This window comes from Ruegeria sp. AG1, from assembly GCF_056541705.1.
Genome location: NZ_JBQFYU010000001.1, coordinates 81,227 through 105,000, shown reverse-complemented (window position 1 = coordinate 105,000; position 23,774 = coordinate 81,227). Strand labels below are relative to the sequence as shown.

Here is a 23,774-nt window from a genome sequence, read left to right as displayed (position 1 = left end):
AATTCAGCCATGACATGCGAGGCCAGCTACATTTGTAGTTTTCTGTCCGTATTCTTCTGGGACCTGATTTATCTGTCACCGATCCTAGTGTTTTTGTTGGTCGTGATCTGCGTACTGGGGATATTAATGGGTCGGATCGAAGGCTGGCCCGCCGGACCTAGCCTCTACCATGCCTTCATTAATGCCACCACGGTCGGCTATGGCGACATCAGACCACATAAACCCGCTGGCAGGTTTCTCTCGGTCATCAACGCGCTCACTGGCTTGATCCTAATGGGGATCATTGTCGGTATTGGCGTCCATGCCGTCGAGGCTGCAATGTCGATAACACTGTCTGGCGCCCGCGGCGTTCCAGCGTTCACCTGACTCATCTGGCGACGTTTTGAGCTCAGGGTGACAAACAGCATTCACTCGTGCTGCGATGTGTCCCAAAGATGCGCATGCATGAAGGGGTCGATCGCAATCGCCTTGCCCCCCAGCTTTTCAACCGATCCTGCAGTGAGCTCAAGCACCATCCATGCCTCTGGGATCGTCAGAAGGTTCGGATATGGCGTCTCTTTGTCGGTCGGAACAAACCCGAATAAGGGGTAGAATGTCGGTACGCCCAACACAAAGACAGCGTCTGTTCCAATAGATCTCAAGTGGTTGATGCTGGTCTCCATCATCTCTCTGCCAACACCTAGGCCTTGATGTTCGGGTAAGACACCGCAGGGCGCCAGAAGATAGCAATTAACGTCCGGGTGGTCCTCGAAGACAAACGGGGTGAACATGACATTGCCCGCGATCTGCCCGTCACGCCTCAAACTGATTGAAATCGTTTCCGGATGCTCAAGGAGATCTTCGGCGAGTTGAGCGATTTCTTCACCTTCTGCTTCGCCAAAAGCCAGCCTATGCACATTCAAGATGGCATCGGTTTCTGAACGGTTCATGATCCATCCCTATCCTGAGCTAAACAGCTTGCGCCGCGTCATACGGCGCGAGATTACCCAAACGACGCCCCAGAGGTCGCATTGGGCGAGCTTCGGCAAGACGAACCGCTCAGGTCAATATGTTTCTTCGTACAATCGGCAGCGTGCGTCTGTGTCCAGATGTTCAGTTGTCGCGATCTCGGATTGCTTGTGAGCTTGGTACACCTCGGCAAAGCCTGCGGGGAACCAGCCGGTCACAACCGGGTTGGAAACGAACCGGTCGAGCGCATCTTCCAAAGTCTGAGGCAAGCGCACCAGCCCCCTTTGGTTCAGTTCTGCGACGTCCAACAGCGAAAGATCCTCTTCGGTTGGAACGGGAGCGGGTAGCCCCTCTTCGATCCCCTGCGTCCCGGCCATGACAACCGCCGCAAGCGCTAGATGAGGCGAAGCTGCCGCATCCGCCGCACGGTATTCGATGTTGAACTGCCCCGCGATCGAGGCCGGGTCTTTTGCAGTTACAGGACAAATCCGCAAGGAAGCCTCGCGATCGCGGAAACCCAGATTGTTGAAAGCAGCGGACCAACGATGCGGTGTCAGGCGCTCATACGAGATCACCGAAGGCGCAGTCAGGGCCAGGATTGCATCCAGATATTTCAAAACCCCAGCAGCGAAGGCACTCGTCAGGTCCGACATGCCGCAGGGCCCGTCTTCTGTGTAGGTCAGCGGCGCGCCACTATCGTCCACAAAGCTCATGTGGATATGGACCCCATTCCCAACGCTCGCGACATCGCGAATAGGGGTATAGGTGGCCCGCTCGCCATAGGCCTGTGCAGTCGCATAAGTCAGTTCGCGTACCATGATGGCCGCGTCCGCCGCGCGAACACCCAGCTCGGGACCGATGACGACCTCATATTGGTTTGGCCCATATTCCTTCATGATCGAATCCGGCTTGAGACCGACCTGAGAAATCGCGTTGATCAAGGTCTCGCACAGATCCCGCTGCAGGCCAAAGCCCCGGTGACCATAGGCTTCGTTGGTCTGGCTTGGCGGATCTTTCAGCTGGAACTCATGCTCGAATGCAGCCAGCAAATTTGCGCCTGAGACCTTGTGCAGCCGCTCCAGCGCCGCCCTCAACAAACTGCGCGTGCAGAAGTCCCAAGGGTCTCCGTCCAGAGTGACGATATCGCCCATAAGAAAATGCAGACCAGAGTCTTCGCCGAACTCGACCTTTGCCTCGGCCGTTGCGTCCGGGATCAGAAGAAGATCACCCAGCGCGCCAAACGGGCTTTCGGCAATTCCGTCAAAGCAGTTGATCTGAACATTCGTCGGTGTCCACCCGACCCCACGCTGCAACCGCTTGTTCAGTTGATCCGCCGGAAAGGCCTTGCCCCGTAATTTACCGGCAAGGTCAGAGGTGGCGACAAACATCAAGGGGGTTTTGGGCATCATGGGTTGGGGTCCTGATTGTGGGATCGCATGGCATCCCAGGCTTCGATGCGGGATTTCGTCTGGTCCCAGTTGTCTTCGGCGATACGCGTCACCAGCGCCTCGGTGACGGCAAGGGCCGCTGTGTACGTATCCCAGAGCGTGCCGCTTTCGATCGGAACTGGCAAGATTTCCGCCGCATGGCGGGATATGGGAGACAACCATTTGTCTGTCATGAGGACAACACGAACTCCTCGGTCCTGCACGGCTGTCGCGGCCAATCGCGCCAGCGCAGGTTGGTAGCGGCGAAAATCGACCAGAAACAGGATATCCGCAGGCTTCATCCGCAGCAGGTATTCCGGCCAGACCTCATTGTTGGCCGGAAGATGATACACGCCGCTGCGGGTTTGCCGTAGGTGAAAAGACAGATGCTGTGCGATGGTGTCACTGATCCGACCGCCCAATATATAGACATCGCTTTTTGGCTGGCTCAGTACCGAGCATATGCGCTGAAACTGCGCCTCGGTAATACCTTCTGCCGACAGCGCCATCTGGGACGAGGCTCGCGCGATGAAATCACGCAAGAACCCTCCATCAACACTTCGGCCCTCGCCGTGCAGATCGGTGGGCGAACGTTGGCCCTCTTTCAATTCCGACAAGAGAGCACGTTGGAATTCCTGATAGCCCCCCAGTCCGATCTTGGTGACGAACCGAGAGATCGACGGTGCCGAGACCTCGGCCCGCCGGGCGAGTTCCTGAATCGTGACCAAACCCGCATAGGGGTAGTCGCTGAGCAAGGCAGCGGCCAGCTTGCGCTCGCTCGCGGTCATGTTCTCCGCCTTCGCTTCAATTCTCTGCCTAACAAGCAAGCGGCACCTCCTGATCTGAATGGATCGCATGGAATAAAAATTTCAGTCAATCTATTTTTCATTGACTCTGAAAAAACTTGTTCTCTAACGTGGGCCACATGAACACATCAGCCGCAACCCAAGAACTGCTGGTCGCCGGGGATCCCGCCCCAGTGGAATGGGTCAATCGTGACAGTGATGCGAAGATCGCGCTGCTCTGCGAACACGCCGGGCGCGCGATCCCGCAAAAGCTGGGCGATCTGGGTGTCTCGGAAGAGGTGCAGGCCAGCCATCGCGGTTGGGACATCGGGGCCGAGGCCGTGGCCCGGCAATTGGCTGACTGGCTACGGGCACCTTTGATCTTGCAGCGCTATTCCCGCCTTGTGATTGATTGCAACCGCCCGATCGAGGCCCCGGATTCAATCCCTCCAAACAGCTTTGGAGAGCAGATCCCAGCCAATCTGAACTTGACCGCTGCGGATCGCGCAGCACGTCAGCGTGAGATCATGGCCCCTCTGAACGCAGCCATTGAACATATGCTGGACCGAGCACCGCGCGTGCTTGCGGTGTCGATCCACTCCTTCGCCGCACAGGTCGATGGTGAGGCGCGGCCTTGGCACGCTGGATTTCTAACCCGCGTTGACCCGAAAACGGGACAAGCCGCGATCGACCATATCTCGGCCCTACGTCCCGATCTGCACATGGCTTTGAACCAGCCCTATCAAATCGACAGTGAAAGCGACTGGTTTATACCTCGTTTCGCCGAACCTCGCGGACTGGCGCATTCGCTGGTCGAAATCCGCAATGACCTGATCCGCGATGCAAAAGGCGTCGAGGATTGGGCGCAGCTTCTCGCCGAAGCCTTTACCCGGATATTGGAGACCAAGACGTGAGTTTGACCCGCAATGTTCCACTTATCCCATCGCAATCTGCCCTGTTGTTCATTGACGTGCAGAACTATTCGGCACATCGCGACGGCGCCGAATTCAAGGACCTGCCCGAAGCTGAATTCAATGAGAAATACGGCTGGTTTTTCGATCAGCTGTACACCCGCGTGATCCCGAACATGCAAGCCATACAAGCCGCCTGCCGCACTGCCGGCGTCGAGGTCATGTACACCAATATCGAAAGCCTGACGCTCGACGGGCGGGACCGGTCACTGGACTACAAGATAACGGGTTTTCATGTTCCCAAGGGCAGCTGGGACGGAAAGGTCATTGACCAGATCGCGCCCCAAGGCGATGAGATCGTGCTGCCGAAGACGTCCTCTTCGGTGTTTGTGTCCACGCATGTTGACTACATCCTGCGCAACCTTGGCGTTCGCCAAATTGTTTTGTCCGGTCTTTTGACGGATCAATGCGTCGAAAGCGCCATCCGTGACGCGTGTGATCTGGGCTACCTTGTCACTCAGGTCGAAGATGCCTGCCTGACTCATACGCAGGACCGGCACGACAATTCTCTGCGCGCGATCAAAGGCTATTGTCGACAGGTCACCACAAAAGAACTGGTCGAGGAATTGGCCGGTGCTTGATCTGAACGGCATCACCAAGACCTTTGGCGGGGTCCACGCCGTCGAGGATGTGACCATGTCCGTCGCACCGGGCGAGGTGCGCGGTCTGATCGGCCCCAATGGCGCAGGCAAGACGACGCTGGTCAACCTGATCTCTGGGCTGTTAACCCACTCGGCGGGCAACATGTCGCTGGATGGCGAGCCGCTGGACAATCTACGCGCCCACGAACGCGCGGCGCGCGGTGTGGCGCGGACGTTTCAGAACCTGCGGGTCTTTCCAAGCCTCAGCGTCGCGCAAAACATCGACGTCGCCCGCTATTCCGGCCGCGGCGCCGAAATCGTCGACGCCGCGATCCCCGAGTTCGGTCTGTCGGACAAGCTCAACCAAAACGCCGGGTCGTTGGCATATGGGCAGCTTCGGCGGTTGGAGATCGTTCGCGCGCTGGCCCTGAACCCGCGTGTCCTGATGCTCGACGAACCCGCCGCTGGGATGAACGAACAGGAAACAGACGCTCTGGGTCGGTCGCTGACATGGGTGCGGACACATTCGGACTGCGCGATTTTGGTGATTGATCACGATCTTAAATTCATAATGTCGCTCTGCGACACGATCACCGTTTTGAACATGGGCGCCATCATTGCCGAAGGCGCACCCGAAGAAATAACCAAGAACCAAGAGGTTATCGACGCTTATCTTGGCGAAACCGATGAACGTGCCGCGTGACGCAGGCGGCTTTCAACAGGAGAATTAGTATGAAGAAGTTGACCCTTACGACTCTGACCGCCATGAGCCTCGCCCTACCCGCGGTCGCCGAAGATACGATAAAGATCGGACTGGGCGTACCGATGACTGGTGATCTGGCCATCTATTCCGAATACCTGGGCGCGCGCTGTATGGCCGATATGATCAATGCCGACGGTGGAGCTGGCGGCAAGAAGATCGAAGTTCTGGTTCAGGATTCCGCAGGTGATACGCAGGCGGCGATCTCACTGGCGCAGAAGTTTCTAGACGAAGGGGTTGTGATGCTGGGCACCACGCCGTTCTCGGACACGATGATCCCGGTGGCTCAGATCGCCCAACCTTACGGCGTTTCCATCTTCCAGCCGCAATCCACGCAGGTCGAGATGCATGCGGGCATCGTGGACAATTTCTTTACCGGCGTCTCGCCTGATCCGTTCACGGCAACGGCAGCTGCCAACCATGCGCTCAGCGAAGGGGTCAAGAACGTGGTTCTACTGACCTCAGACGAAGGCGGGTCGTGGTCCGCGCGTACCCCGCTGTGGTTCGGTCAAGTGATCGAAGAGGGCGGCGGCAAGGTGCTGGCCAAGATGAATTTCAGCTTTGGCACATCGGACTGGTCACCTCAGATCGCTGACATGAAAGCACTGGGGGAAGAGATCGACGCCGTTTATATTTCGTCGATCATGCCCGATATCGGTGTGCTGGTCCGACAGCTGCGCAGCGCTGGTATCGACGCCTGGGTGGTCGGCTCGGACGGGTTTGACGATCCATCCCTGGACGCCGTCGCGGCTGATGATCCTGCAATGCTCGACAAGGTGTTCTTTGCCACGCTGGCTCCCAGCCATGACGAAAGCGCCGTTGTCAAGTTCATGGCGGACTGCAAGGAGTTGGGTCACGATGTACCCGGCCTATTCCCAGCCACCGGTGCCGACACAGTCAAGGCCGTTGCCTGGGCGGTCGAAACCTCGGGCAGCAGCGACCCGGCTGAAATTGCGGAGACGATCCGTACAGCCGACTCGATCCCAGTGCTGACAGTCGACAGCATTTCGTTCAAAGACACGAAAACCTACGCCCAGCGCACGATCCCTGTGATTGGCTATAAAGATGGCAAGCGGGTTCTGATCTCGAACGAAATTCCCGAAAACACACCGAAAGACTGGAACTGAGCCAAAAGACGGGGGCGGTTCCAGCCCCCGTTTCCAAACCCATGCTGAATGTTGAAAACCTAATAGTTTCTCACGGTCCGATCGAGGCCGTGCACGGCATCTCTTTCGCCGTGGACAAGGGCCGCTGTGTGTCCTTGCTGGGCCCCAATGGCGCGGGCAAGACCTCTACCATCTCAGCGCTGATGGGTGTGGTCAAGTCCTCGGGCCGGATCACCTTTGACGGGGCCGATATCTCTGCGTTGCCTGTGGAAGCCCGCGTGCAGGCGGGTATGTCCGTGGCGCCCGAAGGGCGGCGGATCTTCTCGAACCTGAGCGTAGAGGAAAATCTGGTGCTCGGCGGAGCAACGCGTTCTGACCGCACTGCCAAGGAAGCCGATATCGCCCGTTGGCTTGAGACCTTTCCGATCCTTGGCGAACGCAGAGACCAACCCGCCGGCACCTTGTCGGGCGGCGAGCAGCAGATGCTGGCCATTTCCCGCGCCTTGATGACACGCCCCAAGATCCTGCTGCTGGACGAACCCAGCCTGGGTCTGGCCCCCAAGATCGTAAGCCAGATTTTCCAGATGATCGAACAGCTGAAGGCGCAGGGAATGACGATCCTGTTGGTCGAACAGAACGCAACGCAGGCGCTGCGCCTGTCGGACTACGCTTACCTTTTGAACAACGGTCGGGTCGTGGCCGAGGGCACCAAGGAAACACTGGGCCAAAGCAGCGCGCTTATGGCGGAACTGACGGGGATCGCCTGACATGGAATACGTGGCCCAGCAGATGATGAACGCGCTCGCCTTTGGTGCGGAATATGCGCTGATTGCACTCGGACTGGCGATTGTCTTTTCGATCATGGGGCTGGTGAACTTTGCCCATGGTGAGGTGATCGCGGTTGGTGGCTATACGATGGTGGCCTTTGCAGCACTGGCACTGAACAACCCATTCATCGTGATAGGCGGAGCGATCGCCGCTGCCATCCTGATGTCCCTTCTGCTTGAACGCGTGGCGTTCCGACCCGTGCGATACGCAGATCCAACAACGGGCCTGCTGACCGCCTTTGGTGTCTCAATCATTTTGCAGAACGTGTTCTTGCTTGCGGTCTCACCACGCCCGGTGGCTGTGACGTCTCTGTATTTCCTCGACTGGCCCGTGCAGCTTTTGGGTGTTCAGGTATCTTCCCTTCAAGTGTTTGAGGCGGTGACGACGGTGCTGGTGATCGTCGGACTGATTCTGTTTCTCAAACGCACAACACTGGGTCTGGCCATGCGCGCCGCCTCCTTGGATTTTGAGATGGTCCGGATGGTCGGCGTCAAATCCAACAGGGTGTTCGCGGTGGCCTTCATGGTTTCGGGCCTGCTGGCCGGGCTAGCTTGTATCTTCATCATGGCGCGGCGTGGATCGGTTGATCCGCATCTGGGGTTCAACCCGGTCCTTAAGGCCTTCGTAGCCTGCGTCGTCGGAGGGTTCGGCAGCCTACCCGGAGCCGTGCTGGGAGGCTTTCTTCTTGGCGCCATCGAGGTCGCCATGCTGGTCCTGTTACCGCAGGAATATGGCGGCATGAAAGACGCCTTTGTCTTTGGAATAATTGCCCTAGTATTAGTATGGAGGCCGGATGGCATCCTGTCGCCCCCGACTGAAAAGGGGGACAAGATATGATTCTGAACCCCAGTCAGAAACGCGGGCTGGTGGGCGCTGCGATCCTGGCCGCCGTATTGATCGCGATTGGGCTGATCGTGACCTATTTCGGCTCTCGCTATCAGCTTCGGCTGGTCTACAGCGCCTACGTGAACCTATTGGTCGTTCTGGCCATGCAGGTGTTCATGGGCAATGCGCGCCTGACCAACCTCAGCCATAGCGCCTTCATGGGGATCGGCGCCTATGTCGCCGCGATCTGCGTTACGCCAGTGACGGTCAAATCCATCTCTCTTCCGGATGCGCCTTGGGGGTTGAATGCCTTCTCGCTGGACCCGGTCAGTTCGGCGCTGCTTGCCATTGTGATCACCGCCTTTCTGGCCCTGATCGTCGGACTGTTTGTCGTGCGCCTGACAGGGTCTGGAGTGACCATCTTTTCCCTTGCCGTCCTGGTCATCGTGCACTCGGTATTCCTGTACCGCACCGACATTTTCAAAGGAAACCAGGCGTTTTTCGGCATTCCGCAGGTGTTTTCATTGACGTCTATCGTGATCTTGTCCGTTTTCGTTGTCTTCATCGTGCGCCTGTTTCGCGAAAGCCGTTGGGGCATCCAACTACGCGCCTGCGCCGATGATGAGGTCGGAGCGGCCGCAATGGGTGTAAACATTCGCCGGTTACGCCTGATTGCCTGGGTCTTGTCAGCCGTCCTGCTTGCGGTCGCCGGGATTGCTTACGCCTATTTCCTTGGCACGATCAGCGCACGGCCCTTCTATTTCAACCACGTCTTTCTGACACTCGCCATGCTGATCCTTGGGGGAATGAGAACGGTCACAGGTGCGGTTCTGGGCACGCTTCTGATCTCGTTCGGGTTGGAATGCGTGCGCTGGCTGGAAACCGGCCCGGTCCTGCTAGGAATCGACCTGCCCGAAGTGCTGGGCCTGTCGGGCATTGCGCTGGGAACGGTCATCGTGCTGACTATGGCCCTGCGCCCCGGAGGGATCATGGGTGATCAAGAAATCGAAGACCTGGTTCTGAAAAAACAGGAGTAAGTCATGGGTTGCAACCACACTATTCACAAACACAACCACCATTTCGGTTGGGACAACTCCATCGAACCCGTCCTGAGCGTCGACCCCGGCGAGACCGTTGAGGTCGAAACCATCGACAGTTCGGGCGGGCAGTTGAACGCTTCCTCGACCCTGGCCGATCTGGGCAAGCTGTCTTTCGACGCGGTCAATCCGGTCACAGGGCCGATCCACATCAACGGGGCCGAGCTCGGCGATACCGTTGCCGTGACCTTTCTGGATTTCAAACCCTCGGGCTGGGGTTGGACCGCCAACATCCCCGGTTTTGGCCTGCTGACCGATCAGTTTCCCGACGCGGCGCTTCATATCTGGAACTATGACGCCAATGCGATGACCCCTGCTCTATTCGGCCCGGGCGGGAAGGTACCGCTCAAGCCGTTCGTCGGCACAATCGGCCTGGCGCTGGCCGAGCCGGGCTTGCACTCCGTCGTCCCTCCGCGCCGTGTGGGCGGCAATCTGGACATCCGCGACAATTGCGTGGGGACAACGCTTTACCTTCCCGTCGAGGTGGCGGGCGGGATGCTGTCTCTGGGGGACACCCACGCGGCACAAGGCGATGGCGAGATTTGCGGCACCGCCATCGAAAGCCCTATGGACGTGGCCATCAAAATCGACCTTCTCAAAGGCGAAAACCTGCCCTACCCCCGGTTTGAAACCAACGGCCCCGTCACCCGCCATTTCGATACCTCCGGCTACAAGGCGACGACAGGCATCGGTGAGGATCTCATGCAGGCCGCCCGCGATGCAGTGGCGGGTATGGTCGACTGGATCTCGGCCACGACGGGGATGTCAGCGCTTGATGCTTACATGCTCTGCTCGGTCTGCGGCGATCTGCGCATCAGTGAGATCGTGGATATCCCGAACTGGACGGTCTCATTCTACTTTCCGAAGACCGTTCTGAACTGAAGAATGCTGCAACTCCTGAGTGTCGGAGCTATGCGGTCGATGTCGGAAGCCGTCAGCCGTTCAAAATACGTCCGCTCGTCAGCGATCTTTTCAGTAGGTGTTCTTCGGCCTCGATTGTTTCGCTATCGTGACGACTGCGTCAAGCGTCTGACGAGCGGTTCACTTGCCCATTTTGTAGTGCGCCATAAACATGGCGATGCAATCGTCCATTACGCCCTTGGTGGTCGGGTTCTCGCCCAGGAAAAACTCTGGCCAGAAAAAGAAGTTTTTGACGAGTGCCAAGAGCTGGTTAGTCGCGAAGACCGGATCGGCTTTTCGGATTACACCCGCGTCCATGGCTTCGCCGATCAACTGCGTCATCGGGTAGTCGAGCGTTTCTGTCTCCGTGAAGAATTTCCGAGAACGATCGAGGTCGCGGATCAGCTCTGAAAGGACCATGCGGTTTAGACCAATTGCTGTCTCTTCCGTTATGACCGCAATGTACCGCCACAGAGCGTCTTTCAGCTGCTCAACGAAGTCACGACTTGGGTCATAGGCAACCGGCTGCATACTCCTGTTCTGCTCCAACATGATTTCTGAGATTGCTTCGAAGAGGGCCTCTTTGCTTTCGAAGTGGTTGTAGAGCGTGCGACTCGAAACATTTGCTTTTTGGGCGATTGAGGTCGTCCTGGCCCCCAGAAATCCTTGTTCCCGAAACTCATCGATTGCTGCATCGATGATATCTTTTCTTTTCTTTTCAGTACGTTTCACGGATTTCGCCTCAAAAAGTAAAAAAGTGTGTTTACAAACTTCACCTCCTCAACATAAGTAAACAAAGCGATTTACTTTAGCAAGGTGCAATCCTGCTTGACCTCGAAAGGACCCAAACCATGACCCCCCAAACTTTCATCGCTGGCAAAAACGCAGTGACCTTTAAATCTTTTGGCGTGGATTTGGCCGGTGATCTCTACCTGCCCGAAGGTTTTGATGAGACCAAGACCTACAAGGCCATCGTGGGAGCCAGCCCGTTCCCGCAGGTCAAGGATCAAATACCTGCGACCTACGGCCCTGAAATGGCGGCACGTGGCTTCATCTATCTTGGCTTCGACTATCTGGGGATGGGCGATAGCCCCGCACTGCCCGGCGAATTCAAACAATCGCGCTACAATTTCCGCCTGATCGAAAACACCTGGGACGCGGTTTCGTACCTGGGTACGCTACCCTTCGTCGAAGAAATCTATGGCCTGGGCGTCTGTCAGGGCGGTCAGACCATCGCATCGGCAGCGGTGACAGACCACCGTATCAAGAAAATCGCCATGGTGTCGGGCATGATGGCCTCGGACGCGTTCCAGTGGACCGATCGCGATATGGCCAATCAGATGATCGACGCAGCAAATGCCTCGATGCAGAAGCAATATGAAACCGGCGAACCAGACTACGTTGCACCGTTCGGCTTGAACGACGAAATGTCTCGTGAAGAGTTCACGGAAGCGGCGGCCTACCCGGACATGGCTGGCGAAACCTATGACTATTACGGCCGTGATGGTGCTAAGGGGCCGGTTGCAGTTCCCAACTATACCAACATGCACATTGCTGATCAGCCCATGCAGTCTTTGTTCTCAATTTGTGAAGCCTATGCGGACAAAATCGTGCAGCCGTCGCTGACCATCTACGGCACAAATGCCTCCACAGCGATCTGCTCGACCGCATTTGTCGAAAAACTGACCAATGACCACAAAGAGTTGGCATTCGATGAATTCAGCCACGTAGACTTTTACTACAAGCCCGAGGCTGTGAATGCGTCGACAGATGCAGTGGCAGAGTTCTTCAACAATTAACGCGATGGAGTGCTTCGTTTGATTTGGTCCACCGTTCTGTTTGAGAAACGGTGGACCGCGAATGTCGAACAAGAGACACAAGCAAGAGGAAATAGTTCAGAAGCTGCCGCAAGTTGACGTGCTAGTCCGTCAGGGAATGATGCCTACAGATGCGATCCGGGCAGCTAGCCAATCTTCTATTGTTGTACAAAACTCGCGGGATTTCGGTGTGTACTTCCCAACTCGCACATAAAGGTCTCGGCGATCAAAGACCCGGCGCCATTTCTTCGCTAGAAACCCAAGAGTTTCGGATTGTGGGCGCAAATGACCTTGCGTATGGGCGACAATACTAACGAGATGGGTTCTTATTGCCTTGTGGTTCACAACGGGTTTCGCGCCCTCACCTCAGCCACATTTCGAATGACCGCAGCTTCTGCACGTCATGCAACCTTCGATCATCACCATGTCAAACTGCCCACAGGACGGGCACGCCTTACCACGTGGTACATCCATGTTGACCACCTGCGCCTGAGGGTCCGACTTCAGCCCCATCCCCTCTCCCTCCAGAAACCCTATGTTGACCATGTGCTGCTCGATCACCCCGCCAATCGCTGCCAGGATCGAGGGGATATACTTGCCCTTCACCCAGGCTCCACCGCGCGGATCGAACACGGCCTTGAGCTCTTCGACCACGAAGGACACATCCCCACCCCGCCGGAAAACGGCCGAGATCATGCGGGTCAGCGCCAGCGTCCAGGCGTAATGCTCCATGTTCTTCGAGTTGATGAACACCTCGAACGGACGGCGGCGGCCCCCGATGACAATATCGTTGATCGTCAGATAGATCGCATGCTCACTGTCGGGCCATTTCAGCTTGTAGGTCGACCCCTCTAGTGACTGCGGGCGGTCCAGCGGCTCGGACATGTAAACGACGTCACCGCCATCGACCTCATGCGGTGCAGCCGCGCTTTCACCCGGCGCCGTGTCCGCACTTTCCGATACGGTCAGAACCGAGCCGGTCACATCATTGGGGCGATAGGTCGTGCAGCCTTTGCAGCCCTGATCCCACGCCTGCATATAGACATCCTTGAAGGCATCAAAACTGATGTCTTCAGGGCAGTTGATCGTTTTCGAAATCGAACTGTCGATCCATTTCTGCGCCGCGGCCTGCATCTTGACGTGATCAGACGGAGACAGCGTCTGCGCATTCACGAAAAACTCCGGCAGGTCCTTTTCGCCAAACTTGTCGCGCCACATCTGCACGGCATAGTCCACCACCTCTTCTTCGGTGCGCGAGCCATCCTTTTGCAACACCTTGCGCGTGTAGGCATAGGCAAAGACCGGTTCGATCCCCGACGACACGTTCCCAGCATAGAGAGAGATCGTGCCCGTTGGAGCGATCGAGGTCAGCAAAGCGTTACGGATCCCATGCGCGCGGATTTCATCGCGCACATCGTCATCCATCTGCTGCATCGTGCCGCTGGTCAGGAACTTCTCGGCATCGAACAAGGGGAACGCCCCCTTCTCCTTCGCCAATTGCACCGAGGCCAGATACGCGGCGCGGGCGATCGCGTGCAACCAGCGCTCGGTTTGACGCGCCGCCTCGTCAGAGCCATAGCGCAGGCCCAACATCAAAAGCGCATCTGCCAGACCTGTCACACCCAGCCCGATTCGGCGCTTGGCCTGCGCCTCGGCCTCCTGTTCTGGCAGAGGGAATTTCGACGCGTCCACCACATTGTCCATCATGCGCACAGCAGTAGCGACCAGTTCTTTCAGAGCGTCCTCGTCCAGATGTGCCGCATCTTCGAAAGGCTCGGCCACCAACCGGGCAAGATTTATCGAGCCTAACAGGCACGCGCCGTAAGGAGGCAGAGGTTGCTCGCCACAAGGGTTGGTCGCGGCAATCGTTTCGACATAGCTTAGGTTGTTGGCCGCGTTGATGCGGTCGATGAAGATCACGCCCGGCTCGGCATAGTCATAGGTCGCCTGCATGATCTTGTTCCACAGGTCCCGCGCCTGAACGGTGTGATAGACTTTGCCACCGAACACCAGCTCCCACGGGCCATCGGCTTTGACGGCCTCCATGAACGGGTCAGTCACCAGCACCGACATGTTGAACATGCGTAGACGGGCCGGATCGGATTTGGCCGTGATGAACTGTTCAATATCGGGATGATCGCAGCGCATCGTCGCCATCATCGCCCCCCGGCGCGAGCCCGCGGACATGATCGTGCGGCACATTGCGTCCCAGACATCCATGAACGACAACGGCCCCGATGCATCCGCTGCCACCCCTTTCACATCCGCCCCACGCGGACGGATGGTTGAGAAATCATAGCCGATTCCCCCACCCTGCTGCATGGTCAGAGCGGCCTCTTTCAGCATATCGAAGATGCCGCCCATGCTGTCGGGCACGGTACCCATGACGAAGCAGTTGAACAGTGTCACCTGCCGCGCTGTGCCCGCGCCTGCAGTGATACGACCAGCGGGCAGGTATTTGAAATCCTCCAGCGCGGCGTAGAACTTTTCTTCCCAATGGGCGGGGTCCTTCTCGACCCGCGCCAGATCACGCGCGATACGTCGCCAGCTGTCCTCGACTGTCTGGTCGATGGGCGTGCCATCCGCCTGTTTAAAGCGGTATTTCATATCCCAGATCTGCTCAGCGATGGGGGCGGCAAAGCGGCTCATTGGTGATTCCTATTCAGCTGCGAGGCATACAAGATAGACCAAATCGGTCACTTAGCGCTACTATGACTTGATGCAATAGGCCGTTAACCCTACCTTCTTAACCAATTCCTTTGGGGCGACTCTGTGGGTAAACTGTGGATAAATTCGTAAACCTCGTCAAACTTTCGGTCGGGTCAGAGAGCGTCGACACGCTGGTGGCGTGGCAGGACAGCCGCAAGCCGCTTTACGCGGATGGCTGCCCGCGCCACGTGACGCGCATGTGGCCAAAGCGCGAGGCCGAGATCCTGAACGGAGGTTCGATCTATTGGGTGATCAAAGGCGTGATCCAATGCCGCCAGCGCATCCTCCGCCTTGATGAGGTACGCGGTGAGGACGGCATCCGCCGCTGCGCCATTGTTCTCGACCCGGAGGTGCATCGCACCCAGAACGCGTTGAAACGCCCCTTTCAAGGCTGGCGTTACTTGAAACCCGAAGACACCCCTGCCGATCTGCCAAAATCGCGTGAGCAGGACGACGCCCTGCCAGACGATCTGAACCGCGCTTTGGCAGAAATCGGCATATTGTAGTCAGCGCAGGCGATTCAAAAGCTCGGACAAAACCGCTTTGTCGCCCGCCTCGTAGCTCGCCACACGGCTGCGCCACAGGGTCGCTTGCGATTGCAGGATGAGACCGTCCGAGAGGATCTTCAGGTGATTGGCCCGCAGTGTTTCACCGGTCGAGGTGATATCGGCAACCGCCTCGGCGGTTTCGTTCATCACGGTGCCTTCAGTCGCGCCCTGGCTGTCAACCAGAGCATAGTCGGCCACCCCAGCATCGGTCAGAAACTCACGAACCAAACGGTGGTACTTGGTCGCAATCCGCAGCCGGTGACCATGTGTTCTGCGGAAAGCGGCGGCGGCTGCATCCAGATCGTCCAGCGTATCCACGTCGACCCAACAGGCAGGCGTGGCGATGATCAGGTCCGCCTTGCCAAAACCAAGCGCGGCAACCTCTTCAACCTGTTGCTCCCAGCGCGGCAGCTTTTCCTGCACAAGGTCAACGCCCGTAACACCAAGGTGGATACGACCAGCTGCCAGCTCACGCGGGATTTCCCCCGCCGACAGCAGGATCAGCGAGACATCATCGATCCCCTCAACCTTGCCCGCATATTCCCGGTCCGACCCGCTGCGGGACAGAGTGATGCCGCGCTTTTCGAACCACGAGAAGGTCTTTTCCATCAACCGGCCCTTCGAAGGCACGCCCAGTTTCAGGCTCATTGCGCGTCCTCCTCGATCTCGAGCATCAGGTCAGGGCGGATGACGCCACCAACAGCCGGAATTTCTTCGCCATTGCCAAGCTGCCGGGTCAGCGCATCATAGCGCCCACCGGTCGCGATCGGAGGCAGATCGGGGCGGCCTTCGGCGTAGAACCCAAAGACAAACCCGTCGTAATACTCCATCGAGGTCCGGCCATACGCAGCCTCGAAATCCAACCGCTCAACATCCACACCCCGCGCCTGCATCGCTGCGATCCGGGCTTCAAGCCGATCAAGCGCCTGCGTGATCTGAGGCAGGTCGACCGCAACATCGCGCAGCTGTTCCAGCGCAAATGGCATGGTCTCACGTACATTCAACAGCGTCTCCAACCCGGCCAGTTCATTGTCTGAGATGGGGGGCGTGTCGCGATCTTCGCGTAGGGCTTCGATCCGCGCCTCGATCTCGGAGGCACGGCGCTTACCGATCATCGGAATGTCGTTGTCCAAAGGGTCTGCGGCATTCAGCAACTCGTCGCGCCCTTCGGGGCCGGGTTTGCGGCCGGCAAACCGATCCAGAAGAATACGGAACCGGCGGGGGCGCCACAGATGTCGCATCAGGGCGGTCTTGCGACGCTCGGTCGTGCGAAGGCCCTCGACAGCTGCGGTCAAAATTCCGATATCCCCGGTCGCCGCCCGCAGAGGCAGGCCCCGCAACTGCAACGCAAACAGCGAGAACACCTCGGCATCCGCACTGGATGGGTCGTCGCGGTCAAAGACCTCATAACCCACCTGGATGTATTCATTCGATCGGTCCGGGTCATGCTCCTGACGGCGAAAGACCTCTCCGGAATAGGTATAGCGCGCGGGTTCTGCGCCTTCGCTCATGTGCATCTGTACCACGGGCAGAGTGAAATCCGGGCGCAGCATCTGCTCGCCACGCAGGGCGTCGGAAGTGACATAAGCACGCCCGCGGATGTCTTCGCCATAGAGGTCCAACAGTGTCTCGGCCGGTTGCAGCAGAGGCGTATCGACCACCTGCGCGCCTGCGGCCTCGAACCGGACGCGCATCATCGCGGCGCGGGCCTGTATCTGGGAACGGTTGGCCATGGCTCAGTCCTGACTGTCCAGAATTTCACGGACCTTGGCGACGAGATCGCCGCGCGGCACTTCGAACTGGCTGGGGCGTTCTTTCCATTCCTCCAGCGTGGCGCTTTCGGCGATTTTGGCACCTAGGATCAGATCTTTGATCTGAACGATCCCATTGGCCTTTTCGTCACCACCTTCAATCACCGCGATGGGAGAATTCCGTTTGTCCGCATATTTCAGCTGATTGCCGAAGTTCTTCGGATTGCCCAGGTAGACTTCGGCCCGGATACCGGCATTCCGCAGCTCAGCCACCATCGCCTGATAGTCAGCCATACGGTCGCGATCCATGACAGTGACGACCACAGGACCTGTTGCCTGCGCGCTGAGACGACCCTTTTCGCGAAGAGCGGCCAGAAGGCGATCGACGCCGATGGAGACACCAGTTGCAGGCACCTCCTGCCCGGTAAAGCGTTTGACCAGATCGTCGTAACGACCACCACCTGAGACGGAACCGAACTGACGCTTGCGGCCTTTTTCGTCGAAAATCTCAAAGGTTAGCTCGGCCTCGTAGACCGGACCGGTGTAGTAACCGAGACCACGTACAACCGACGGATCAATCTCGATCCGGTCCGAACCGTAGCCGCCCGCATCCAACAGCGAACCGATCTGTTCCAGTTCAGCAATGCCGTCGGCACCGATCTTGCTGTCGCCAACCGCCGCACGCAGGTTCGCGAGCGTTCCGGCGGTATCCGCAGCTTTGGAGGTCAGGAAGGCAAGCACAGGCTCGGCCTGATCATCGCTCAGCCCTACACCGTCGATAAACGCACCAGATGCATCCAGACGTCCCTTGGTCAACAGCTCTCGGACACCGGCCTCACCGACCTTGTCGAACTTGTCGATGGTGCGCAGTACGTTGTCGCGGGCGGCGGCGTCTTCGCCCAGTCCCATCGCCTCGAGCACACCATTCAGAACCTTGCGGTTGTTCACGCGCACAAGATAGTCGCCGCGCGGAATGCCAACCGTCTCCAGCGTGTCCGACAGCAACGCGCAGATCTCGGCATCCGCCGCCATCGAGGCGGTGCCAACCGTATCCGCATCGCACTGATAAAACTGACGATAGCGCCCCGGTCCCGGCTTCTCATTCCGCCAGACCGGGCCCATCGCATAACGGCGATAGGGCGTCGGCAGATCATTGCGGTGCTGCGCATAGACGCGGGCCAGAGGCGCGGTCAGGTCATAGCGCAAGGCCATCCAATCGCCGTTGCCGCCCTCGTCGAATTCCTGCCATGCGAAGACGCCTTCGTTCGGGCGATCCACGTCGGGCAGGAACTTGCCCAGCGCCTCGACGGTCTCGACCGCGCTGCTTTCCAAAGCGTCGAACCCATACCGATGATACACGCCCGCAATCGTCCGCAGCATCTCGGTGCGCTGCGTGACTTCCTCGCCGAAATAGTCACGGAACCCTTTCGGCGTTACGGCCTTGGGGCGGGGCTGTTTCTTGGGCTTGGCCATCGGGGGCGTCCTTCACGGGTCATGTTCCGCGCGCGGTCTATCCCATGGCCCGCATCGGGGCAAGGCGCGCTTTCGCTGGTCTTGGCTTTGCAGGCCCGCTATGACCGTCCCTGAAGGAGATCCCAATGCAGCATCTGGAAGAACAGATCGCCCATCTGACCCGCACGGTCGAAGAGTTGAACACCGTCGTCACACGCCAGCAATCCGAGATCGACCGCCTGATCCGCCGCGTCGAAATGCTACTGCAGCGCGAGGCCGAACGAGCGCAGGAAGGCTCGGGCGGGGTTGTGTTCGGAGACGAACGCCCGCCGCATTATTGAGAGGCTTCGGGATGGAGAGCCAAGGCATGGATGACCCCAGCGTGTGGATTGCCACGACGATGAACGGCATCAATACGCAAGCAGTCGTCCGCAAAGAGTTCATGCGAAGCTGGAGAGAAAAACGCTCAGCGGAAGATGTTGAGTGGTCCAATCGTATGGTTCAAGAATCGGACAAAGGCTGGAAACGTGGGGAACTCCTGACCAAAGAGCAGGTCGGATATGTCTGGTTCTACAATTCCAAAGCAGAATACCACACCGATCCGTTTATCAATGGCGGCGGCTATCCTCTTGTCTCAGAAACCACCAAATCTGTTCTGGAGCAGTTCGATCTGGAACATACAGTGTTTCACCCGTTGAAACTGTTGGACCCGACAGAAACGGTGCCGACAACGTCCGAACCTTACTATCTTCTCAACGTGTGCAACACGCGATCTATGGGAAACTATGAAGCTTTGGCACCAGAGGGAGACTTCTCTGCGCCTCTCAGGAACCTTGCTCAAGGCTTATTCTACATGCCCAATAGCTGGCGAGAAAACGAACTGGTAGTTGTTCCCGAAGCTCTGAACGGCCCGGATATCTGGCTTGACCCTAAGGTTCTCGAAATCCTCTTCCTCTCCGACGCCCTCGCCTCGGGCCTGAAAGCCGCCGGAGTGGACAAAGGTTGGAGGCTGGTTCGTGCGTCGGTTGGCACGCTCTAGCGCCAACTGCCGAGACCGCTTAGCTCACAAACCCAGCGACGATTTCACCGCATTGTCGACGACCCCGCCCAGAAGGGCGTTTTTATCCGCAGCACAGCCCTCGGACAGAGCGGCGATGAAGGCCTCGCGCAGTTGCGCTTTGTCTTCATCCGTCGCCGCGTGGTCCTCGATATTGACCTGACGATTATAGAGCGACAGGGCAGTCATCTTGCCCACGACATCGACAACAAAGGCCTCATCCCCGTCCGCCTCTTCGGCGATTGAGGCACAGGTGTAGTGCATGACAGGCAAGGCATCCTGCACCATCTGCTGAGCGGCTTCGTCGGCCAAAGCAAAGACCGGAGCCATCAAAAGTGATGCCAACACAACAGGCTTGAGAGTTTTCATCCGCATCGCAATCACTTCCAGTTATGTCCGATAATCGCACCGGCCACACCGCCGATTGCCGCGCCCTTGCCGTCACCGATCAGGGCCCCAACCCCGGCGCCGATCAATGCACCTTCGATTGTCTGTTTCTTCTTTTTGTCATCTGCAAATGCCGCAGTCGCCACAGAAAGCGAGATCGCCCCCGCCAATACCAGCGCTTTGGAGCCCATAGCTGAAAGTGCCAAACCCTAACCCTCCTGTTTCATTTGTCACAGAATGTGCAGTTACAGCCTAGCCGGGGGACATCGCTGTGGCAATAAAGCCGGGATCAGACCTCTTCCACTGACAGAACGCCATCCAGCGACTTGATCGCGCCCTTGATCTGCGGGTTGATCGGGAAGTCCTGCCCCAAATCCATCTCGACATCGCCCGGCAGGCTCGGGTCCATCAGGCACAGCTGGATTGGCCCCTTGGCAGCCCCTTTCGCAGCGCTGGCCGCGTCTGCCAGCACGGTTGCCACCGTGGGCAACACCTGCGGCTGATCGACGAAGATGCGCAGGCCGGTTGCGCCCGCCTCGGCCACAACCGAATCCACCGGACCAACCGAACGACCCAGGAGTTTCAGTTGATCGGCCTCCATCGTCGCCTCGGCGGTCAAAACCACCTGCGCGCCGGTCTCAAGATATTCGCGCGATTTCTCCAGCGTTTCCGAGAACAGCGTGACCTCATACGCTCCAGTCGGGTCCGAAAGCTGCGCAAAGGCAAAGCGATTGCCGCGGGCCGATTTCCGTTCCTGCCGGCCGGCAACAACCCCGGCCATCTTCGCGATGAACGGGCCAGAACGCGCCTTTTCCGTCACCTCATCCAGTGTCAGCACCTGTTTGCGTTTCAGCGCAGGCATGTAATCGTCCAGCGGGTGGCCCGACAGGTAGAAGCCGATGGCCTTGAACTCTTCGCTGAGGCGCTCGGCAGGCAACCAGTCCGGCGTCGGCGACAGGCGCGGTTCGGGCAGATCGTCCCCGGCCTCACCAAACAATGACACCTGGTTCGAGTTCTTCTGTTCGTGGATCGCCGCCGAATACTGCACAAGCGGATCGAGGCTTTCGAACACGCGGCGGCGGTTCTTGTCCAACTCGTCGAAGGCCCCGGCCCGTGCCAGCATCTCCAACGGGCGCTTGCCGACCTTTTTCAGATCAACCCGGCGCGCGAAGTCGAACAGGTTGACAAAGGGTTTGTCGCTCTCTTGATCCTGCGCGCCTCCGGCGCGACGCCCATCAACCACAAGGCTCATCGCCTCGACGCCGACGTTTTTCAACGCGCCCAGTGCATAAACCAGATGCCCGCTGTCCACATCAAACGTGGCCTGAGAGCGGTTCACACAAGGCGGGATGTAAGGCAGGTCCAGCCCCTTGCGGACCTCTTCGAAATAAACGGCCAGTTTATCGGTCAAATGGATATCGCAGTTCATGACCCCTGCCATGAACTCAACCGGGTGGTTCGCCTTCAGCCAGCCGGTCTGGTAACTGACCACCGCATAGGCGGCCGCGTGGGATTTGTTGAAGCCGTAGTTGGCGAATTTCTCCAGAAGGTCGAACACCTCAGAGGCTTTCTTGGCATCCACGCCATTTTCCGCCGCGCCCTTTTCGAATTTCGGGCGTTCGGCATCCATTGCCTCCTTGATCTTCTTACCCATCGCACGGCGCAGCAGGTCGGCACCACCAAGGCTGTACCCGGCCATCACCTGAGCGATCTGCATCACCTGTTCCTGATAGACGATGATGCCCTGCGTTTCCTCAAGGATGTAGTCGATAAGCGGATGCACGGATTCGATTTTCCGCAACCCGTTTTTGACCTCACAATAGGTCGGGATGTTCTCCATCGGGCCGGGTCGATACAGCGCCACGAGGGCCACGATATCCTCGATACAGGTCGGTTTCATGCGTTTGAGCGCATCCATCATGCCCGAGGATTCCACCTGGAACACCGCCACCGTCTTGGCCGCGGAATAGAGCTTATACGTCGCCTCATCATCCAGCGGGATGGCGTTGATCTGGTTCTCGGCCCCTTCGGCGGGTTCATAGAGCTCTGTCCCATCCGCCGCCACATGCAGGGGCCGCCCGGATTTGAAGATCAAATCCATCGCGTTCTGGATTACGGTCAGGGTTTTCAAACCGAGAAAGTCGAACTTTACCAACCCGGCCTGTTCGACCCATTTCATATTGAACTGGGTCGCAGGCATATCGGAGCGTGGATCCTGATAAAGCGGCACCAGCGCGTCCAACGGTCGGTCGCCAATCACAACCCCCGCCGCGTGGGTCGAGGCGTTCCGCAACAGCCCTTCAACCTGTTGGCCGTAGTTGAGCAACCGCTCCACCACCTCTTCATTCCGGGCCTCTTCGCGCAGGCGAGGTTCGTCCTTCAGGGCCTTTTCGATCGAGACCGGCTTAACGCCTTCAACCGGAATCATCTTGGACAGGCGGTCCACCTGCCCGTATGGCATCTGCAGCACGCGCCCGATATCGCGCACGGCAGCTTTCGACAGCAACGCACCAAAGGTGATGATCTGCCCCACTTTATCGCGGCCATATTTCTGCTGCACGTAGCGGATCACCTCTTCCCGGCGATCCATACAGAAGTCGATATCGAAGTCGGGCATCGAGACCCGCTCGGGGTTCAGGAACCGTTCGAACAGCAAGCTGTAGCGCAACGGGTCAAGGTCGGTGATCGTCAGCGCATAGGCCACCAAAGACCCCGCACCGGAACCCCGCCCCGGCCCCACCGGAATGTCATGATCCTTAGACCACTGAATAAAGTCCGCAACGATCAGGAAGTAGCCGGGGAACCCCATGCCTTCGATGATCCCAAGCTCGAAATCCAATCGTTCCTGATATTCCTCCGGCGTCACCGCATGAGGGATCACGGCCAGACGTTTCTGCAGACCCTCATTCGCAATGCGGCGCAGTTCGGCCACTTCATCATCGGCAAACTTGGGCAGAATGGGATCACGACGAAAGGCCATAAAGGCGCAACGGCGCGCGATCTCGACCGTGTTCTCGATGGCCTCAGGCAGATCTGCAAACAGGGTCACCATTTCATGCTGCGACTTGAAATAATGCTGCGCGGTCAGACGGCGGCGACCGGCTTGCTGATCGACATAGGCCCCCTCGGCGATACAGATCAGCGCATCATGGGCCTCATACATATCCGAGGTTGGAAAGTAGACATCATTGGTGGCGACCAGAGGCAGGTTCTTGGCATAGGCCATTTCGACATGACCACGCTCGGTCAGGCGCTCGGCCTCAGGCTGGCCGTCCTCGCCCGGATGGCGTTGCAGTTCGATATACAACCGATCCGGGAACATCCCCGCCAAACGGTCGACCAGAGCCTCAGCCGCCGGGCGCTGCCCTTGCTGCAGCAACATTCCCACCGGCCCCTCCGGCCCACCAGTCAAACAGATCAGACCCTCCGAACGATCCGCAAGCTCCTCCAACGTGACCTGCGGCAACTGCCCGCCCTTGTCCACATAGAGACAGGAACTCAGTTTCATGAGGTTCTCATACCCAACCTCGGACTGCGCCAGCAGCACCAAAGGCGCAGGCGCTTTCGGTTTCTCCCCGGGTTGCGGTTGCACATAGGTCAGATCAACCTGACACCCCATGATCGGCTGTATTCCAGCCCCGCTGGCGGTTACCGAAAACTCCAGCGCCGAGAACATCGAATTGGTGTCGGTCACCGCAACGGCGGGCATCTCTGCCTTCTCGCAAAGACCGGGCAGCTTTTTCAGCCGCACAGCGCCTTCCAGCAGGGAATATTCAGTGTGAACGCGAAGGTGAATGAATCGAGGGGTACTGCTCATACCCCGCA

24 protein-coding genes are annotated in these 23,774 nt (G+C 58.2%); 13 read left to right on the top strand and 11 right to left on the bottom strand.

Going from position 1 to position 23,774, the window contains the following annotated elements; genetic code table 11:
- Positions 1-9: 9 nt before the first annotated feature.
- Positions 10-366, top strand: a complete 357-nt coding sequence (locus ACR0B5_RS00460) for a potassium channel family protein (protein ID WP_480537677.1) — start codon at positions 10-12, stop codon at positions 364-366.
- A 41-nt stretch (positions 367-407) separates the two neighbouring features.
- Here the strand turns inward: ACR0B5_RS00460 and ACR0B5_RS00455 are convergent, their stop codons facing one another.
- The 3 genes from ACR0B5_RS00455 to ACR0B5_RS00445 all read right to left on the bottom strand — a co-directional run bounded on the left by ACR0B5_RS00455 (position 408) and on the right by ACR0B5_RS00445 (position 3,232).
- Positions 408-929, bottom strand: a complete 522-nt coding sequence (locus ACR0B5_RS00455; protein ID WP_480537675.1) for a GNAT family N-acetyltransferase — start codon at positions 927-929, stop codon at positions 408-410.
- Between the two features lie 114 nt (positions 930-1,043).
- On the bottom strand, positions 1,044-2,354 hold the full coding sequence (locus ACR0B5_RS00450) for a type I glutamate--ammonia ligase (protein WP_480538148.1): 1,311 nt from the start codon (positions 2,352-2,354) through the stop codon (positions 1,044-1,046).
- Positions 2,354-3,232 (bottom strand): MurR/RpiR family transcriptional regulator, encoded by an 879-nt coding sequence (locus ACR0B5_RS00445; protein WP_480537673.1) that lies wholly within the window; start codon positions 3,230-3,232, stop codon positions 2,354-2,356. The genes ACR0B5_RS00450 and ACR0B5_RS00445 overlap by 1 nt, the downstream gene beginning before the upstream one ends.
- Before the next feature lie 68 nt (positions 3,233-3,300).
- On the opposite strand from ACR0B5_RS00445, the gene ACR0B5_RS00440 reads away from it, so the two are divergent.
- The 8 genes from ACR0B5_RS00440 to ACR0B5_RS00405 are packed head-to-tail and all read left to right on the top strand — an operon-like array spanning position 3,301 to position 10,210.
- Positions 3,301-4,074 carry an N-formylglutamate amidohydrolase gene (locus ACR0B5_RS00440; protein ID WP_480537671.1) on the top strand — a complete coding sequence of 258 codons (774 nt, stop codon included), beginning with the start codon at positions 3,301-3,303 and terminating at the stop codon, positions 4,072-4,074.
- Entirely contained in the window at positions 4,071-4,712 is a 642-nt protein-coding gene (locus tag ACR0B5_RS00435; RefSeq protein ID WP_480537669.1) for a cysteine hydrolase family protein, read from the top strand. The genes ACR0B5_RS00440 and ACR0B5_RS00435 overlap by 4 nt, the downstream gene beginning before the upstream one ends.
- A complete protein-coding gene (locus tag ACR0B5_RS00430) occupies positions 4,705-5,415 on the top strand; it encodes an ABC transporter ATP-binding protein (protein ID WP_480537667.1) in 711 nt (236 codons plus the stop codon). Before ACR0B5_RS00435 ends, ACR0B5_RS00430 begins: the two co-directional genes overlap by 8 nt.
- Positions 5,416-5,444: 29 nt before the next feature.
- On the top strand, positions 5,445-6,599 hold the full coding sequence (locus ACR0B5_RS00425; RefSeq protein ID WP_480537665.1) for an ABC transporter substrate-binding protein: 1,155 nt from the start codon (positions 5,445-5,447) through the stop codon (positions 6,597-6,599).
- A gap of 41 nt (positions 6,600-6,640) precedes the next feature.
- Entirely contained in the window at positions 6,641-7,345 is a 705-nt protein-coding gene (locus tag ACR0B5_RS00420) for an ABC transporter ATP-binding protein (RefSeq protein ID WP_480537663.1), read from the top strand.
- Between the two features lies 1 nt (position 7,346).
- On the top strand, positions 7,347-8,243 hold the full coding sequence (locus tag ACR0B5_RS00415; RefSeq protein WP_480537661.1) for a branched-chain amino acid ABC transporter permease: 897 nt from the start codon (positions 7,347-7,349) through the stop codon (positions 8,241-8,243).
- Positions 8,240-9,268, top strand: a complete 1,029-nt coding sequence (locus ACR0B5_RS00410) for a branched-chain amino acid ABC transporter permease (protein WP_480537659.1) — start codon at positions 8,240-8,242, stop codon at positions 9,266-9,268. Before ACR0B5_RS00415 ends, ACR0B5_RS00410 begins: the two co-directional genes overlap by 4 nt.
- Positions 9,269-9,271: 3 nt before the next feature.
- The gene (locus ACR0B5_RS00405; RefSeq protein ID WP_480537657.1) at positions 9,272-10,210 is read left to right on the top strand and encodes an acetamidase/formamidase family protein; all 939 of its coding nucleotides are present in this window, start codon (positions 9,272-9,274) and stop codon (positions 10,208-10,210) included.
- A gap of 159 nt (positions 10,211-10,369) precedes the next feature.
- On the opposite strand, the gene ACR0B5_RS00400 is transcribed toward ACR0B5_RS00405, so the two are convergent.
- A complete protein-coding gene (locus tag ACR0B5_RS00400) occupies positions 10,370-10,960 on the bottom strand; it encodes a TetR/AcrR family transcriptional regulator (protein ID WP_480537655.1) in 591 nt (196 codons plus the stop codon).
- 119 nt (positions 10,961-11,079) lie between these two features.
- Between ACR0B5_RS00400 and ACR0B5_RS00395 the strand changes: the two genes are divergently transcribed.
- Positions 11,080-12,027 carry an alpha/beta hydrolase gene (locus ACR0B5_RS00395; RefSeq protein ID WP_170689220.1) on the top strand — a complete coding sequence of 316 codons (948 nt, stop codon included), beginning with the start codon at positions 11,080-11,082 and terminating at the stop codon, positions 12,025-12,027.
- A gap of 384 nt (positions 12,028-12,411) precedes the next feature.
- Here the strand turns inward: ACR0B5_RS00395 and ACR0B5_RS00390 are convergent, their stop codons facing one another.
- Positions 12,412-14,694: an adenosylcobalamin-dependent ribonucleoside-diphosphate reductase gene (locus ACR0B5_RS00390; protein ID WP_480537653.1), complete on the bottom strand. Its 2,283-nt coding sequence runs from the start codon at positions 14,692-14,694 to the stop codon at positions 12,412-12,414.
- 134 nt (positions 14,695-14,828) lie between these two features.
- On the opposite strand from ACR0B5_RS00390, the gene ACR0B5_RS00385 reads away from it, so the two are divergent.
- Positions 14,829-15,260 (top strand): DUF1489 family protein, encoded by a 432-nt coding sequence (locus ACR0B5_RS00385; protein WP_170468402.1) that lies wholly within the window; start codon positions 14,829-14,831, stop codon positions 15,258-15,260.
- On the opposite strand, the gene hisG is transcribed toward ACR0B5_RS00385, so the two are convergent.
- Genes hisG through hisS form a run of 3 tightly spaced genes read right to left on the bottom strand, consistent with a single transcriptional unit; the run spans position 15,261 to position 18,526 of the window.
- Positions 15,261-15,950, bottom strand: coding sequence for an ATP phosphoribosyltransferase (gene hisG / locus ACR0B5_RS00380; protein ID WP_480537651.1), 690 nt, complete (start codon positions 15,948-15,950; stop codon positions 15,261-15,263).
- Positions 15,947-17,035, bottom strand: a complete 1,089-nt coding sequence (locus ACR0B5_RS00375) for an ATP phosphoribosyltransferase regulatory subunit (RefSeq protein WP_480537649.1) — start codon at positions 17,033-17,035, stop codon at positions 15,947-15,949. The genes hisG and ACR0B5_RS00375 overlap by 4 nt, the downstream gene beginning before the upstream one ends.
- 3 nt (positions 17,036-17,038) lie before the next feature.
- Complete coding sequence (gene hisS, locus ACR0B5_RS00370; protein WP_480537647.1) at positions 17,039-18,526, bottom strand: histidine--tRNA ligase; 1,488 nt, start codon at positions 18,524-18,526, stop codon at positions 17,039-17,041.
- A 125-nt stretch (positions 18,527-18,651) separates the two neighbouring features.
- On the opposite strand from hisS, the gene ACR0B5_RS00365 reads away from it, so the two are divergent.
- A complete protein-coding gene (locus ACR0B5_RS00365; protein ID WP_480537645.1) occupies positions 18,652-18,846 on the top strand; it encodes a SlyX family protein in 195 nt (64 codons plus the stop codon).
- A 26-nt stretch (positions 18,847-18,872) separates the two neighbouring features.
- Complete coding sequence (locus ACR0B5_RS00360) at positions 18,873-19,544, top strand: imm11 family protein (RefSeq protein WP_480537643.1); 672 nt, start codon at positions 18,873-18,875, stop codon at positions 19,542-19,544.
- A 24-nt stretch (positions 19,545-19,568) separates the two neighbouring features.
- Here the strand turns inward: ACR0B5_RS00360 and ACR0B5_RS00355 are convergent, their stop codons facing one another.
- The 3 genes from ACR0B5_RS00355 to dnaE form a co-directional block, all read right to left on the bottom strand.
- A complete protein-coding gene (locus tag ACR0B5_RS00355) occupies positions 19,569-19,931 on the bottom strand; it encodes a hypothetical protein (protein WP_475216369.1) in 363 nt (120 codons plus the stop codon).
- A gap of 11 nt (positions 19,932-19,942) precedes the next feature.
- On the bottom strand, positions 19,943-20,155 hold the full coding sequence (locus ACR0B5_RS00350) for a YMGG-like glycine zipper-containing protein (RefSeq protein ID WP_419738497.1): 213 nt from the start codon (positions 20,153-20,155) through the stop codon (positions 19,943-19,945).
- An 83-nt stretch (positions 20,156-20,238) separates the two neighbouring features.
- The gene (dnaE, locus tag ACR0B5_RS00345; protein ID WP_480537641.1) at positions 20,239-23,766 is read right to left on the bottom strand and encodes a DNA polymerase III subunit alpha; all 3,528 of its coding nucleotides are present in this window, start codon (positions 23,764-23,766) and stop codon (positions 20,239-20,241) included.
- Positions 23,767-23,774 lie beyond the last annotated feature (8 nt).

What these genes read in the sequence shown, in the direction of transcription:
- ACR0B5_RS00460 (WP_480537677.1), top strand. Translation starts at nt 10, where the DNA reads ATGACATGCGAGGCCAGCTACATTTGTAGTTTTCTGTCCGTATTCTTC.
- ACR0B5_RS00375 (WP_480537649.1), bottom strand. Translation starts at nt 17,035, where the DNA reads ATGGCCAACCGTTCCCAGATACAGGCCCGCGCCGCGATGATGCGCGTC.
- ACR0B5_RS00395 (WP_170689220.1), top strand. Translation starts at nt 11,080, where the DNA reads ATGACCCCCCAAACTTTCATCGCTGGCAAAAACGCAGTGACCTTTAAA.
- hisS (WP_480537647.1), bottom strand. Translation starts at nt 18,526, where the DNA reads ATGGCCAAGCCCAAGAAACAGCCCCGCCCCAAGGCCGTAACGCCGAAA.
- ACR0B5_RS00450 (WP_480538148.1), bottom strand. Translation starts at nt 2,354, where the DNA reads ATGCCCAAAACCCCCTTGATGTTTGTCGCCACCTCTGACCTTGCCGGT.
- ACR0B5_RS00365 (WP_480537645.1), top strand. Translation starts at nt 18,652, where the DNA reads ATGCAGCATCTGGAAGAACAGATCGCCCATCTGACCCGCACGGTCGAA.
- ACR0B5_RS00425 (WP_480537665.1), top strand. Translation starts at nt 5,445, where the DNA reads ATGAAGAAGTTGACCCTTACGACTCTGACCGCCATGAGCCTCGCCCTA.
- dnaE (WP_480537641.1), bottom strand. Translation starts at nt 23,766, where the DNA reads ATGAGCAGTACCCCTCGATTCATTCACCTTCGCGTTCACACTGAATAT.
- ACR0B5_RS00360 (WP_480537643.1), top strand. Translation starts at nt 18,873, where the DNA reads ATGGATGACCCCAGCGTGTGGATTGCCACGACGATGAACGGCATCAAT.
- ACR0B5_RS00405 (WP_480537657.1), top strand. Translation starts at nt 9,272, where the DNA reads ATGGGTTGCAACCACACTATTCACAAACACAACCACCATTTCGGTTGG.
- ACR0B5_RS00415 (WP_480537661.1), top strand. Translation starts at nt 7,347, where the DNA reads ATGGAATACGTGGCCCAGCAGATGATGAACGCGCTCGCCTTTGGTGCG.
- ACR0B5_RS00390 (WP_480537653.1), bottom strand. Translation starts at nt 14,694, where the DNA reads ATGAGCCGCTTTGCCGCCCCCATCGCTGAGCAGATCTGGGATATGAAA.
- ACR0B5_RS00455 (WP_480537675.1), bottom strand. Translation starts at nt 929, where the DNA reads ATGAACCGTTCAGAAACCGATGCCATCTTGAATGTGCATAGGCTGGCT.
- ACR0B5_RS00420 (WP_480537663.1), top strand. Translation starts at nt 6,641, where the DNA reads ATGCTGAATGTTGAAAACCTAATAGTTTCTCACGGTCCGATCGAGGCC.
- ACR0B5_RS00445 (WP_480537673.1), bottom strand. Translation starts at nt 3,232, where the DNA reads ATGCGATCCATTCAGATCAGGAGGTGCCGCTTGCTTGTTAGGCAGAGA.
- ACR0B5_RS00410 (WP_480537659.1), top strand. Translation starts at nt 8,240, where the DNA reads ATGATTCTGAACCCCAGTCAGAAACGCGGGCTGGTGGGCGCTGCGATC.
- ACR0B5_RS00440 (WP_480537671.1), top strand. Translation starts at nt 3,301, where the DNA reads ATGAACACATCAGCCGCAACCCAAGAACTGCTGGTCGCCGGGGATCCC.
- hisG (WP_480537651.1), bottom strand. Translation starts at nt 15,950, where the DNA reads ATGAGCCTGAAACTGGGCGTGCCTTCGAAGGGCCGGTTGATGGAAAAG.
- ACR0B5_RS00355 (WP_475216369.1), bottom strand. Translation starts at nt 19,931, where the DNA reads ATGAAAACTCTCAAGCCTGTTGTGTTGGCATCACTTTTGATGGCTCCG.